This is a genomic window from Streptomyces sp. NPDC045956 (assembly GCF_056430705.1).
This window is the reverse complement of the sequence record NZ_JBWKKZ010000007.1, coordinates 468,531-480,380: the sequence shown is the minus strand read 5'-3', so window position 1 is coordinate 480,380 and position 11,850 is coordinate 468,531. Positions and strand designations below refer to the sequence as shown.

The following is an 11,850-nucleotide window of genomic DNA, read 5'->3' as shown; positions in this document are numbered from 1 at the left end:
TCGCTACGAGCGCAAGCCCGAACACTTCCTCGCCTTCACGGCCATCGCCGCAACCCTCATATGTCACCGCCGCCTGGCCAAGTGAAATGGCGTCTAAAGCCGCAGGCAGACGGACGACGGGCCGAATTGATGGCAGCCCTGCGGGACCAACAGCAGATCGACTCCGAAACGGGCCTTCCCGCGCGTGAGTTGATGGCTCTGACCTCCCCCTCCTGGTACGAGCACGTGACGGAGTACGTCCTCATGAAGTGGCCGCGCGCCGCCGCCAAGCACCGGGCGAGCATCGCGGAATCCCTCGCGGTCGTAACGCCCGCGCTCGTCACGAGCAAGCGGGGAGCGCCCCGCCCCTCAGTGCTGCGCGACGCCCTCTATCAATGGGCCTTCCGCGCGGTTCGTGGGCCGGAAGGTACTTGGGTGCCGCGCCACGTAGCCGAGGAACCTCCGGCGGAGATCCGTTCTGCTCTGGAATGGGTCGCCGCCCGCTCCATCAAGGTCAAGGATTTGGAGGACCCGGCCCTACTCCGTCCCGCTCTTGAAGCCCTTTCGCTTCGCCTGGACGAGAAGAAGGCTGCGGAGAACACGGCCAGGCGTAAGCGCATGGTCCTGAGCAATGTCCTGCGCTACACAGCCGAGGAGAAGGGCCTACTCACGTCCAACCCGCTCCCACGCGTGGACTGGACCGCACCCGAGAGTGACGATGAAATCGACTTCCGGTACGTGCCGGACCCTCGTTTGGCGCGCTCCCTGCTCGGAGCCGTTCGGGACTCCGGCCCCCGCGGCCAACACCTCCACGCGTTCTTCGGATGCCTCTACTACGCCGCCATGCGCCCCGGCGAAATCGTCGCGCTCACGGAATCCGACTGCACCTTGCCACCTAACTCGTCTGAATCCGTGAAGAAATGGGGCGAACTTCTGCTCGGGGAAAGCCGCCCGGAAGTCGGCGGCGGCTGAACGGATGAGGGCACGTCGTACGAGAAGCGCGGGTTGAAGCGGCGCAGGCAGGGCGCGACGCGGACCGTGCCCATTCCGCCCGTGCTCGTTCATCTTCTGCGCCAGCACATCGAGCGCTACGGCGCCGCCGAGGACGGTCGGCTGTTCCGGGCTTCACGGGGCGGGCGCGTCCCCTCCACCGAGTACTGCGACCTCTGGGAGAAGGCGCGGAAGGCGGTCCTCTCCCCCCGTGAGGTGAAGTCGGATCTTGCCGCCGTGCCGTACTCGCTACGGCACGCAGGAGTGTCCCTCTGGATCAAATCGGGAGTGGACCCGGCGGAGGTAGCCGCGCGCGCCGGCCACAGCATCGCGGTGCTGTACCGCTTCTACGCGAAGATCCTGAAGGGCGGTGAGCAGCACTCCAACGACCTGATCTTCCGCGCGCTCGACGAGGGGGAAGAGTCCTGACTCTGGCCCACAGATGGCCCATACGTACTGGTCAACGCTGGGATATGGGCGAGAAAGGGTGAGACAGGGGCAACGCGAAAGGGGTGCTCCGGAGACCGGGGCACCCCTTCTGACCAGCACCTAAGCTGACCTGCATGCGGTGGGTGTGGGATTTGAACCCACGGTGACATCGCTGCCACGACGGTTTTCAAGACCGTTCCCTTAGGCCGCTCGGGCAACCCACCCGTGCACCGTCCACCTGGGGCGGAGCGGCTACAGCCTACCGGGCGCGGGCCGCGTGCGGGGCCCGTGGGCCGGGCGGGGTCAGTCGTCGCCGACCTTGGAACCGAGGGTGAGTTCGGTGGTGCGCTCCTTGCCGCCGCGCTCGTAGGTGACCGTGACCTTGTCGCCGGGCTTGTGGGTCCAGATCTCGCCGATCAGGGTCGGCCCGCTGTCGATCACGCGGTCGTCGAGCTTGGTGATGACGTCACCGGGCTTGAGGCCCGCGGCGGCGGCGGGGCCGCCCGACTCGACGGGATCGGAACCGTTGACACCCTGCTCGGTGAGCTTGGCGCCGTTCGCCGTCTCCTCCAGGGAGACGGACGCGCCGATCTTCGCGTAGACCGGCTTGCCGCTCTTGATCAGCTGCTTGGCGACGAACTCGGCCTGGTTGACCGGAATGGCGAAGCCCAGGCCGATCGAGCCGGCCTGGCCGGTGCCGAAGCCGCCGTTGCTCGTGGACTGGATCGCGGAGTTGATCCCGATGACGTTGCCCTGGGCGTCCAGCAGCGGGCCGCCGGAGTTGCCCGGGTTGATCGACGCGTCGGTCTGGAGCGCGCTCATGTAGGACGCCTTGTTGCTGCCGCTGCCGTCGCTGGAGGCCACGGGACGGTTCTTGGCGCTGATGATGCCCGTGGTCACCGTGTCGGACAGGCCGAAGGGGGCGCCGATGGCGATCGTGGAGTCGCCGACCGCCACCTTGTCGGAGTCACCGAGGGGGAGCGGGTTCAGGTCCGAGGGGGCGTTCTCGAGTTTGATGACCGCCACGTCGTAGCCCTGGGCGTGCCCGACCACCTCGGCGGCGTACTTCTTGCCGTCGGGGAAGGTCGCGCTGAGCTTGCCTCCGTCGACGGCCTCCGCCACCACGTGGTTGTTGGTGACGATGTGGCCCTGCTTGTCGAAGACGAAACCGGTGCCGGTGCCGCCCTCGCCGTTGCTGCCTTCGGCCTGGATGGTGACCGTGCTGGGCAGCGCCTTGGCGGCCACGCCTGCGACCGTGCCCGCGTCGCGCTTGAGCGAGCCGCCGGTGTCGGAGGCGGAGACCGTCGTCGAACCGCTCTCGTCGTTGTTCTTGGCCAGGGTGTAGCCGAGGCCGCCGCCCAGACCGCCCGCGACCAGCGCGGCGATCGCGAGCCCGGCGACCAGTCCGCCGCGACCGCGGCCCGGCTTCGGCGCGGGCTGCTGGTACGAGGCGCCCCAGCCGCCCTGGCCGCCACCGCCTCCACCGCCGTACGTCGGAGTGCCCGGCGGCGGGGGCGGCGGCCAGGAGGCGTCGGGCGCCGTGTGCCCGTAGGGCGCGCCCGTGGCCTCGGGCGCGGGCTGCTGCGGCGCGTGGGCGGCGAACGGCCCGTGACCCTCGTGCGGCGCGGGCGCCGGTGCCTGCGCCGGCGGCTGCTCCGGGTGCGGCGCGGCCGGCTGGGGGGAGGCAGCGGGAGTGTCCACCGGCGCGGGGGGCGCGGACGGGGCCGGGGGTACCGCGGTGCCCTCGTTCTCGGTGCTCACAGCTTCTCTCCTCGTTCCACGGCTTCCACGGCTGTTTCTCGGTCACTGGGGTCGCGCTCGGCCGTACTCACGCGTCGTTCCCTGGGCCGGCGCGATGCGGACGTGCGGTGTTCTTGTATGCCATCAGCTTTTCCCACGGGCCGTCAGAGCACCATAAGCGGTTGCTGTGGGTTCGCGGTCGACCTTTATATCGGTCAAGCAAGACTAAACGGACGGACGGTCGATGCCTCCGGTGGCACGTCTACCCGCGCGCGGTGGCACCATGACGCGGTGACCCACGCACGACAGCACCGGACTCAGGTCGTCGCCCACCGGGGAGCCTCCGAGGAGGCCCCCGAGCACACCCTGGCCGCGTACCGGAAAGCGATCGAGGACGGCGCGGACGCCCTGGAGTGCGATGTCCGCCTGACCGCCGACGGCCACCTGGTCTGCGTCCACGACTGGCGGGTCAACCGTACGTCCAACGGCCGCGGCGCGGTCTCGGCACTGGAGCTGGCCGACCTGGCCGCCCTGGACTTCGGCACGCGCAGGACCAGGGAGTTCTGGCGCACGCGTGACGAGCAGCCCGACTGGGAGCACCGGCCCGAGGACCGGGAGGAGACCTCCGTACTGACCCTGGAGCGCCTGCTCCAGCTGGTGTCCGACGCGGGACGCCGGGTGGAGCTGGCCATCGAGACCAAGCACCCCACGCGCTGGGCGGGGCAGGTGGAGGAGCGGCTGCTGCTGCTCCTGAAGCGGTTCGGGCTCGACGCCCCGGCCTCGGCCGCGGAGTCCCCGGTACGCGTGATGAGTTTCTCGGCACGCTCGCTGCACCGGGTACGGGCGGCGTCACCGACGCTGCCGACGGTCTATCTCATGCAGTTCGTCTCGCCCCGCCTGAGGGACGGACGACTGCCCTCCGGTGTCCGGATCGCGGGCCCCTCGATCCGGATCGTGCGCAACCACCCCACCTACATCGAGCGCCTGAAACGAGCCGGCCACCAGGTGCACGTGTGGACGGTGAACGACCCCGCCGACGTGGATCTCTGCGTCGACCTGGGCGTGGACGCCATCATCACCAACCGGCCACGGGCCGTACGCGACCACCTCGGCCGCTGATTCGTCCGCAGCCCTTGACCCGGCGGGCCGGTTGCCGCATTCTCCGGTCTCGGCCACACCGACGAAATCCAGCCACGCGGTCACGGGGAGTGCTCCGGCGCGTTCGGTACGTGTTCGACCGTGTCGAATGCGTCACTGCACGAGGAGCGGCCGGTTTCCGGTCCAGGCCAGAAGGGCATCCACACCGTGGCGTGGGGCGAAGGAGGTCTCGGGGGTGGCGTTGGTGGTGGCACAGGAGGTGCCCACGTCGTCGAGCATGGCCGTTCCTCATGGCCCTGCGGGCGTGGGGAAAGCGAGGCACCGCATGCGGGCGCAGCTGCGCGGCGGCGGTGTGGCGGAATCGGTCATCGACGATGCCGTACTGGTCCTTTCGGAGCTGTTGAGCAACGCGTGCAAGCACGGCCGGCCACTGGGCGGCGCCCTGGCCGGGGACGGTGACGTCCGTGCCGCGTGGCAGGTGGACGCGGGCGGCCGGCTGGTCGTGGAGGTCACGGACGGCGGCGGTCCGACCCGCCCGGTGCCGGCGACCCCCTCGATCACGGCACACGGCGGCCGCGGGCTGAACATCATCACCGCGCTCGCCGACGACTGGGGTGTGCGGGACGACGCCCGCGGAGAGGTCACCGTCTGGGTCGTCGTCCACGACGCCGTCCACGACGACGTGCACGACCGGGACGCCACGCACCGCCGCGAGGACTTCGCCACCCGCATCTCGGCGCCCGCGGTCTCCGAGATGCCCGGCCTGGACTTCGCCGACGCCTTCGACGACCTCGGCTGACCCTCCCGTCCCGGCGCGAGCCGACCCGAGGGATCGCGCGGGGACCCGAGGGATCGCGCGGGGACCCGAGGGATCGGCAGGGGCCCGAGGGGATCGGCAGGGACCACCCGGAGCGGCGGGAGCGGGGAAGGCGCGGCGCGGATCGCCCCGTGCGCGGGCACCCGGGGCGCCCGGCCCCGGCCAGGGGCTCCGCCCCGGACTCCGGCCGTCCACAGGGCGGCCCGTTGTCCACAGGGCCCCGTCGGCCACGGTGTGAACGGCTAGGCTCGCGCCGTACGGATTGAGCCGCAACCGGGAGACACCCACGATGGCCAAGAAGCGACCCCAGACGAAGGCCAAGCGGCCGCAGCTCACCGACGGAGAGATCCCGGTCGTCGGCGCCCGCGAGCCCTGCCCCTGCGGCAGCGGCCGCCGCTACAAGGCCTGCCACGGCCGGGCCGCCGCGCACGCCACGACCGAGCTGGTGCAGCGCCCGTTCGAAGGGCTGCCCGGCGAGTGCGACTGGGTGGCCCTGCGCGAGCTGGTGCCGGCGGCCACGGTCGAGCTGACCCTGAAGGAGGGCCTCCCCGAGGGCGTCCCCTCCGTCACCCTGGCCACGGTGCTGCCGATGGCCTGGCCGGCCCTGCGCCGCGACGACGGCACCGTCCTCCTCGGCCTGCAGAACGACACGGCGTCGGGGGACATCAGCCGCGACCTCGCCGACACCCTCCAGCAGGCGCTGACCGCCGCGCCGGGCTCCCCGGTGCAGGGCCGCCGCGCGCCGGCCGACGGTCCCCGGTTGCAGGACCTGCTCGCCCCCGAGGGGTCGTTCGAGCCGACGGTGCACTCGGGCTTCGAGTTCTGGGTCCCGGACGCGGAGAACGCCACGCCGGAGGTCGCCGCCTCCCTGGAGCGGGCCAACGCCGCGGCCATCCCGACCGTCCGGTTGCAGAGCGTGGACGCCGCCTACTGGTGCGAGACGCCGGAGAAGAACCACCTGCGCTGGGTCATGCCCCACGAGGAGGAGCACCTTCTGGACGCGCTCGCCCGGCTGCACGCGGCCGGCCGGTCCTCCTTGGGCGAGGGCACCCGCCTCGTCGGCTCCTTCCGTGCGCACGGGCTCACGGTCCCGGTGTGGGACCTGCCGAGCGGTGTCACCGCGCAGGACGTCGAGAAGCCGGCGGCGGAGTTCGCCGAGCGGCTCGCCGAGGCCCTGGGCACGGACGCCCCGCTCACGCCCGACGAGCGCCGGGCACGGGGCGGCCTGACCAACCGGCAGGTCACCCTCAGCTGACGTACCGTCACGGAGGCGCTCCGGCTGACCGACCGGTCAGCCGGAGCCCCGGTCCAGGAATGCGTGACTCCGGTCACAACTCCCAGTGGGGACAAGCCAGTACGTGACCGGAAAACAAGAGATCGAATTTGCTAACCGCCGATCTCTTGTTACCGTTCGAGTAGCCCGGTTGCTGGTGCATCCCCCGTCGCCAGCAACCGGGTCTTTCCATGCGCCCGGTCGCGCACGCACCGCAGTCGCTTCTCAACTCCCCGTTCTCGTACGGGAGTCGGCCGCTCCGGCCTCCTCGGCCCCGGCCCCGCACCCTCCGTCGCCACGCCGCCCGGCCGCTCCCGCCACCCCGGCCGCTTCCGTCGCCGAACCGCCGCCGCTCAGTTGCCCCCGCCACCCCATGCCCCGCCACCCCACGCTCCGTCGGCCCGGGGTTCGCCGTCGGCCCGGGGGCTTCCGTTGCTCCCGGTGCGCAGCAGCAGCGGCCCGTACCCGGCCCGGCCCGCGAACTCGGCGACCGCCGTGTACTCCGCCGGCCCGCCCCGGAGCGGCTCCCTGGGCGTCTCGCAGGTGCCGGGCTCGTCCTCGGCACCCACCGCGCAACGCATCCGCACACTGCGCCCCTCGGGCCCCATGAGGCTCAGCAAGGACTCCAGCGGGCCGCCGGTCGCGTTGCGGTAGTAGGTCCGCGCCCAGGTCTGTGACCCCTGGGTGAGGACGCAGGTCTGCGCCTCGACACCCTCGGGCGAGGTGAGCGCGGGACCGCAGCGCACCGCGGTGGCCGTCCCGGGCGGCAGCGCGGAACGGACGGGCCCGGCCTGCGACGGGACGCGGCCCGCCCCTGAGAGCACCTTGCCGTCACCGCCCTGCGGGAGGATGCGCACCGTCGGCGGGTCGCCCGGGCCCTCCTCCGAGCCTCCCGGAGGCCCCGCGGACGCCACCGCGAACGGCAGCACGACCGCGGCCACCGCGACGGCGACGAGCCCGTACAGCCGGACCCGTCGGCGGTCCGGACCGCGGCGGCACGGCCCCGTGCGGCGGGACCCGGCGGCGCGGTGCTTCCCAGCATGAAGCGGCATGGGCGGACGATAACGACCACGGACGGGCGCGGACTCCCCGCGCGCCGGACACCCCTACAACTCGGGCGCGCTCACACCCGTACGAGTGAGGGCGTCGACCGCCGCGTCCACCACTGCCTCGACGTCGGGCACCCAGGGCGAGGCGGAACCGGGCAGCGGAGCCCGCTCCCAGCGGACGCCGCCCCGGCCCGACTCGGACGGCGGCAGCGCGAGATAGCCGCCCTCGCCGTGGAACCGCAGGGAGCCGGGGACGAAGTCCTTGGCGTAGAGCAGCTCGCCCAGCTGCTCCATGGAGTACGGCCTGACCAGCAGCGACCAGCGCGTGGACGAGGCGACGACCGGACCGAGCCTGAGGCCGGCGCGGTCGAGCGCGGCCAGCGCGTGGGCGGCCGGCAGCGCGGGCAGGGAGACCGCGCACGGAGCACCGCCCCCGGTCGCCATGACGATCGGCGCGGCGGGCCGGTTGCTCCACCACCAGCGCACCATGCGCGCGTCGGTGGTGGCCGCGAGGAGGCCCGGGTCTAAGGGGTGCGCGCCGGGCACCGTGCACTCCGGTTCGGGGCAGCCGCAGCGCGAGGGCGCCTGCGGGTCCGCCGCCACGCCCGGGAGCACGGGCCACTGCCATTGCGTCGCGTAGGTCAGGGCCGCGCCGATCAGCTCAGGCCGTCCGTCGTCGTGCCGGGACAGGAGCCTGCGTCGCCTTCCGAGGATCTCGCGCATGAGCGCTCGTTCCTTTCCGTTGCACGCCTGGCAACACCGTGGTCACATCACCATGTGTCGATCTCTTCGCTGTGCGTAGCTGGTGGCGCATCACACCCCCGCCGAAGGCAAGGGGAACCCCTCTGGGCCGAGCACTGACTGCGTCTGCGGCGGTTCCGTCCACACTGCGTCCATCACGAGCATGGGCGTGGCGCGGGGGTGGCGAAGTCTGGCGTTTTGCCGTCCCGAGTATTTCTCTCCGCCTCCACCACGGGAGGATGGGGCACGGTCGTCGGTGGATAGGACGCCCGGGTCCACCGCCAGGTTCCGGGTGGTCCCCAACCACCCCTGGCCTTCTCCGAGTACGTACCCATCACGACCGCTGTGACGCTCCGTGAAGCACCCCCAGTCGACCGCAACAAGCCGTCCTCCGGGGCAGTTTCAAGCCAATTTCGCATTTACGCAAGAGGCCGGGAAGGAAGCCGCCCAGACCGCACGGACACCAGGAATCCCAGCAGGACAATGCTGGACATCTCCTTACGAGTGCGTGTACATGTGGAGACACTGCTGGCGGCGCAGAATGACATGGGGGTTTGCGATGCTATCGAGCAGTAAGCGCCGGTCGGGAGGCCGGACGTCATGAACGCCCCGCACCCTGCGAAAGTGGCCGGAATCGATTCAGCGGTTCCGTCCCCCGCACACACTGTCGCGTCCGCCGCCCCGGCCACCGCTCCGGATATCACGGACGCCGCGGACACCGCGGACTGTGAGGACGCCCCCGCGGCCACGGACACCGGTGCCGCGCTCTGCGCCCCCGGCACCCTGCTCCAGGACCGGCTGGCCGGCTGGGTCTCGGATCTCACGACCCTGCACGAGCTGACCGAGCGCCTGGTCCGCACGGACTCCCTCGCGGAAGGCCTCCAGGAAGTGCTGCGCGCCGGTGCCGCCCTGGTGGGCGCCCGGCGCGGTCTCGTCGTCCTGGAGCCGGCCGACGGTCTCGGACCGGACACCACCGTCGGCCTCGGGCTGGCCCGCGCCGACCTCGGGCACCTCGAGACCGTGCCCCGCAGCTCCCTGTCGTACGGGCGGATCCTCGACGGACTGCCGGTGGGCGAGGGCGGGATCGCCGAACCCGACCTGTTCGCCGAGAAGGGGCTCGATCCGCGCCACCGCGAGGTCGCCGCCCGGCTCGGTTACGCCGCCAGCTACACGCTGCCGCTGGCCGCCGAAGGCGCAGGGCGCCTCGGCGCCGCCGTATGGCTCTACGACGAGCCCGCCGAACCGGGCGAGCGGCCGCGCCACCTCGCCGGCCTCTACGTCCGGTACGCCACCCAGCACCTGGCCCGCCTCCTGGAGGTGGAGCGCACGCGCGCGTCCATGGCGACGATGGCCGAGGAGCTGCTGCCGTCCCGCCTGCCGCGGGTGCCCGGCGTCCAGCTCGCCGCGCGCCACCGCACCGGTCCGCGGGGCGGCGGCGACTGGTACGACGCGCTGCCGCTGCCCGACGCCGCGCTCGGCCTCGCCGTCGGGTCCGTCACCGGCTCCGGGCCCAGCGCGGTCGCCGCGATGGGCCGGCTGCGCGCCTCCCTGCGGGCGTACGCCGTGATGGAGGGCGAGGACCCCGTCGCCGTCCTGTCCGACCTGGAGCTGCTGCTGCGGCTCACCGAGCCCGCCCGCTCCGCCACCGCCCTGTTCGGCTACTGCGAACCCGCGCTGCGCCGGATCACCCTGGCCGGCGCCGGCCACAGCCCGCCGCTGCTGATCGGGGAGCGGCGCACGGAGTTCGTCGAGACGTCCGTCTCCGCGCCGCTCGGCATGCTCGCCTGCTGGGAGGCGCCGAGCGTCGAGTTCCAGGTCGACCCTGGCGAGACGGTTCTGCTGTATACCGACGGGCTGCTGCACCGCACCGGCGACCCCGCCGACCGCGCCTTCGCCCGGCTGCACGCGGCGGCGGCCGGCGTCCCCCGCGCGGAGCGCCGTGATCCGGCCGCGGTAGCCGAGCACGTGCTGCGCACGATGCTGCCGGACGGGAAGGGTGAGGAGGACTCCGAGGAGGACGTGGTCCTGCTGGCGGTCAGGTTCGAATAACGGACACCGGCGCCCGCCCCGTCACCCATAGCGGACGGGCGCGCCGCCGCGCAACGGGCCCTTCTGCCCTGGGCCCCCTTCCGTACGACCGTACGATGGGGGGTGGTCCAGTGCCGTATCAAGGAGGATGACCGTGGCGGAGGAGCTCAACCCGGAGATCTCGGAGAACCCGCAGACCCCGGAGGCCGCGCTCGAGGACGCCGCTGACGCGGCCGGCGACGAGCCGGTCAAGCAGCGCAAGAACGGCCTGTACCCGGGCGTGTCCGACGAACTGGCCGAGAACATGAAGTCCGGCTGGGCCGACACGGAACTGCGCGACCTGGAGCCGATCCCCCAGGCCGCCGAGACCGCCGCCCGCCGCGCCGCCCTGTCCGCCCGCTTCCCCGGCGAGCGCCTGGTGATCCCCGCGGGCAACCTGAAGACCCGCTCGAACGACACGGAGTACTCCTTCCGCGCCTCGGTCGAGTACGCCTACCTCACCGGCAACCAGACCGAGGACGGCGTCCTGGTCCTGGAGCCCGAGGGCGACGGCCACACCGCGACGGTCTACCTCCTGCCGCGCTCCGACCGCGAGAACGGCGAGTTCTGGCTGGACGGCCAGGGCGAGCTGTGGGTCGGCCGCCGCCACTCCCTCACCGAGGCCCGGAAGCGGTACGGCATCCCCGCCTCCGACGTCCGCGAGCTGACCGGCTCGCTCCGCGAGGCCACCGGGCCGGTGCGCGTCGTGCGCGGGTACGACGCCGGCGTCGAGGCGGCCCTGACCGACAAGGTCACCGCCGAGCGCGACGAGGAACTGCGCGTCTTCCTCTCCGAGGCCCGCCTGGTCAAGGACGAGTTCGAGATCGGCGAGCTGCAGAAGGCCGTCGACTCCACCGTGCGCGGCTTCGAGGACGTCGTGAAGGTCCTCGACAAGGCCGAGGCGACCAGCGAGCGCTACATCGAGGGCACCTTCTTCCTCCGCGCGCGCGTGGAGGGCAACGACGTCGGATACGGCTCGATCTGCGCCGCCGGCCCGCACGCCTGCACCCTGCACTGGGTCCGCAACGACGGCCCGGTCCGCTCCGGCGACCTGCTGCTGCTCGACGCGGGCGTGGAGACGCACACGTACTACACCGCGGACATCACCCGCACGCTGCCGATCAACGGCCGGTACAGCGAGCTCCAGAAGAAGATCTACGACGCGGTGTACGACGCCCAGGAGGCCGGCATCGCGGCCGTGAAGCCGGGCGCCAAGTACCGCGACTTCCACGACGCGTCCCAGCGCGTGCTGGCCGAGCGGCTCGTGGAGTGGGGCCTGGTCGAAGGCCCCGTCGAGCGGGTGCTGGAGCTGGGCCTGCAGCGCCGCTGGACGCTGCACGGCACCGGGCACATGCTCGGCATGGACGTCCACGACTGCGCCGCCGCGCGCGTGGAGTCCTACGTCGACGGCACGCTGGAGCCCGGCATGGTGCTCACCGTGGAGCCGGGCCTGTACTTCCAGGCCGACGACCTGACCGTGCCCGAGGAGTACCGGGGCATCGGCGTGCGCATCGAGGACGACATCCTCGTCACCGAGGACGGCAACCGGAACCTGTCCGCCGGGCTGCCGCGCCGCTCGGACGAAGTAGAGGCGTGGATGGCGTCCCTGAAGGGCTGACCGTCGCCGCGACGGCCGGGCACCGCACCAGGTGCCCGGCCGTCGTCAT

11 protein-coding genes and 1 tRNA gene are annotated in these 11,850 nt (G+C 72.2%); 7 read left to right on the top strand and 5 right to left on the bottom strand.

Translation table 11 applies throughout. From position 1 onward, the window contains the following. The first annotated feature begins 129 nt into the window (after positions 1-129). Both AC07FV_RS21410 and AC07FV_RS21405 read left to right on the top strand, forming a co-directional pair. Positions 130-951: a hypothetical protein gene (locus AC07FV_RS21410; RefSeq protein WP_479088935.1), complete on the top strand. Its 822-nt coding sequence runs from the start codon at positions 130-132 to the stop codon at positions 949-951. A gap of 81 nt (positions 952-1,032) precedes the next feature. After that, on the top strand, positions 1,033-1,398 hold the full coding sequence (locus AC07FV_RS21405; RefSeq protein WP_479088934.1) for a hypothetical protein: 366 nt from the start codon (positions 1,033-1,035) through the stop codon (positions 1,396-1,398). 137 nt (positions 1,399-1,535) lie between these two features. On the opposite strand, the gene AC07FV_RS21400 is transcribed toward AC07FV_RS21405, so the two are convergent. Both AC07FV_RS21400 and AC07FV_RS21395 read right to left on the bottom strand, forming a co-directional pair. After that, positions 1,536-1,622 (bottom strand) — tRNA-Ser (locus AC07FV_RS21400). A gap of 79 nt (positions 1,623-1,701) precedes the next feature. After that, positions 1,702-3,159 carry a S1C family serine protease gene (locus AC07FV_RS21395; protein ID WP_479088933.1) on the bottom strand — a complete coding sequence of 486 codons (1,458 nt, stop codon included), beginning with the start codon at positions 3,157-3,159 and terminating at the stop codon, positions 1,702-1,704. A gap of 270 nt (positions 3,160-3,429) precedes the next feature. Between AC07FV_RS21395 and AC07FV_RS21390 the strand changes: the two genes are divergently transcribed. After that, positions 3,430-4,257 (top strand): glycerophosphodiester phosphodiesterase, encoded by an 828-nt coding sequence (locus AC07FV_RS21390; RefSeq protein ID WP_479088932.1) that lies wholly within the window; start codon positions 3,430-3,432, stop codon positions 4,255-4,257. 132 nt (positions 4,258-4,389) lie between these two features. Here the strand turns inward: AC07FV_RS21390 and AC07FV_RS21385 are convergent, their stop codons facing one another. Further along, positions 4,390-4,515, bottom strand: a complete 126-nt coding sequence (locus AC07FV_RS21385) for a hypothetical protein (protein ID WP_356603015.1) — start codon at positions 4,513-4,515, stop codon at positions 4,390-4,392. Here AC07FV_RS21385 and AC07FV_RS21380 point away from each other — a divergent pair. Next, a complete protein-coding gene (locus tag AC07FV_RS21380) occupies positions 4,472-5,035 on the top strand; it encodes an ATP-binding protein (protein WP_479088931.1) in 564 nt (187 codons plus the stop codon). The two genes, AC07FV_RS21385 and AC07FV_RS21380, sit on opposite strands and share 44 nt — an antisense overlap. A 307-nt stretch (positions 5,036-5,342) precedes the next feature. Then, positions 5,343-6,308, top strand: a complete 966-nt coding sequence (locus AC07FV_RS21375) for a DUF5926 family protein (protein ID WP_383642777.1) — start codon at positions 5,343-5,345, stop codon at positions 6,306-6,308. 371 nt (positions 6,309-6,679) lie between these two features. On the opposite strand, the gene AC07FV_RS21370 is transcribed toward AC07FV_RS21375, so the two are convergent. Together AC07FV_RS21370 and AC07FV_RS21365 are read right to left on the bottom strand one after the other, a co-directional pair. After that, a complete protein-coding gene (locus tag AC07FV_RS21370) occupies positions 6,680-7,378 on the bottom strand; it encodes a hypothetical protein (RefSeq protein WP_479088930.1) in 699 nt (232 codons plus the stop codon). Between the two features lie 54 nt (positions 7,379-7,432). After that, positions 7,433-8,098, bottom strand: coding sequence for a bifunctional DNA primase/polymerase (locus AC07FV_RS21365; protein ID WP_479088929.1), 666 nt, complete (start codon positions 8,096-8,098; stop codon positions 7,433-7,435). A gap of 618 nt (positions 8,099-8,716) precedes the next feature. Here AC07FV_RS21365 and AC07FV_RS21360 point away from each other — a divergent pair. Further along, complete coding sequence (locus AC07FV_RS21360) at positions 8,717-10,165, top strand: PP2C family protein-serine/threonine phosphatase (RefSeq protein ID WP_479088928.1); 1,449 nt, start codon at positions 8,717-8,719, stop codon at positions 10,163-10,165. A 133-nt stretch (positions 10,166-10,298) separates the two neighbouring features. After that, positions 10,299-11,801, top strand: a complete 1,503-nt coding sequence (locus AC07FV_RS21355) for an aminopeptidase P family protein (protein WP_479088927.1) — start codon at positions 10,299-10,301, stop codon at positions 11,799-11,801. Positions 11,802-11,850: the final 49 nt, after the last annotated feature.